This window comes from Tepidiforma sp. (assembly GCF_034433535.1).
In the GTDB taxonomy this organism is placed as follows: domain Bacteria; phylum Chloroflexota; class Dehalococcoidia; order Tepidiformales; family Tepidiformaceae; genus Tepidiforma.
On the sequence record NZ_DAOUAO010000168.1, the window covers coordinates 1 to 1656 of the forward strand.

The 1656-nt window shown below is 72.3% G+C and carries 1 protein-coding gene; it reads left to right on the plus strand.

The features are described from left to right. Window positions 1-1605: HAMP domain-containing methyl-accepting chemotaxis protein (locus VAE46_RS09005; RefSeq protein ID WP_322796597.1), on the plus strand; the 1605-nt coding region annotated here is incomplete at its 5' end. Between the last annotated feature and the right edge of the window lie 51 nt (window positions 1606-1656).

The following is a 1656-nucleotide window of genomic DNA, read 5'->3' on the forward strand; positions in this document are numbered from 1 at the left end:
GCGGCGGCGGTCGAACGCAAACCCCTCGATGCCGAGGTGCCGGACCCCGGCGGCCAGGCATGGCGTGTCCATGCGCTGCCTGTCCCCGGCCAGCTCGGAGAGCAGCTTGGCTGGACCCTCGCCGCCCGCATGACCCCCGGCGAGGCGAACGAAGCGACCGTCGCAGCCGTTCGAAACGCCATCATCATCGTCATCATCTCTGCAGTGGTTGCGGCTGCCCTGGCCGCGGCGGTGGCCCTGAGCATCGGCCGGCGCCTGAAGCGCATCGCCCACGCCGCCCGCGTCATCGCCACCGGCAATCTCCGCGGCGCTGACTCGGCCGACACGTCCCGTGATGAGATCGGCACCGTCGCCGAGTCGTTCCGCGAAATGAAGACCTACTTCACCGAAATGGCCAACGCCGCCGAACGGCTCGCCGAGGGCGACCTGGCGGCCACCGTCGAACCCCGCGGCGCCGACGACCAGCTGGGCAACGCGCTCTGCCGGCTGCTCGACGAAGTACGCAGCGTGGTCGCCTCGGTCCAGGCCCGGGGACGCACCATCCTCGAGACGGCCGACGTCGTGCAGGATGCCTCGCGTCAGCTCGCCTCGGCCACCGGCCAGATCTCCCTGGCCATGGAAGACGTCACCCGCTCAGCGGTCTCCCTTTCCGGGCTCTCGCAGGACTCGTCGACGCAGGTCCAGCATCTCGCCCGGGTCTCCGGCGAAGTCGCCGATGTCGCGGCGTCGTCCCTCGAGGCCGTGCGCCTCTCGCGCGAAGAGGCGGCCCGTATCGGCGAGCGCATCGGCGAGGTGGCCGAAGCCTCCCGCGGTGTCGCCGAGGCGGCCGAGGAGTCCCTCACCGCTGCCGGCCGCGGCAAAGAGGCGGTGGCCCAGGCCATGGCTGCCATGGAAGCCATCGCCGCTGCCGTCGAGCGCGCCTCCCGCTCGGTCGACCAGCTCGGAGAGTATGGCCAGCAGATCGGCGAAATCGTCCGCGCCATCGATGAGATCGCGGCCCAGACGAACCTCCTCGCCCTGAACGCGGCCATCGAGGCCGCCCGCGCCGGCGAACAGGGCCGCGGCTTCGCCGTCGTCGCCGAGAACGTCCGCTCGCTCGCCGAGCGCTCCAGCCAGTCCACCCGCGAGATCGCTGAGCTGATCTCCCGCGTCCAGGCTGGCACCGAAGAGGCCGTCCGCGCCATGGCTGCCGGCGTCGGCGATGTCGAGCGCGGACGCTCCATCAGCGCGGAGGCCGGGCAGGCGCTCGAATCCATCCTCGCCTCGGTCGAAGCCTCGGCCGGCCGTATGCGGGTCATCGCCGGCGAGGTCCAGGACCTCGCCCAGGGCGCCCACCGCATCGTCGAGGCGTCGGAAGCCATCGCACGCCAGGCCGCCCGCACCGTCGAAAGCGCCGGCTCCCTCTCCGATGGCACGGGCCGGGTGAGCGACGCCATCCTCCAGGTCTCGGCCGCCAGCGAGCAGACGTCGGCGTCGGCAGAACAGGTCTCCGCCTCGACCCAGGAGCTCAACGCTCAGTCGGCCGACCTCGCCCTCGCCGCGGAGCGCATGCGCACGCTCGCGGACGAACTGGCGGCATCGGTCGCGCGCTTCCGCGCCGCCTGAACCGCGAGCACAGGACGCCTGAATGCGGCCCCGGCAGCTGCTGCCGGGGCC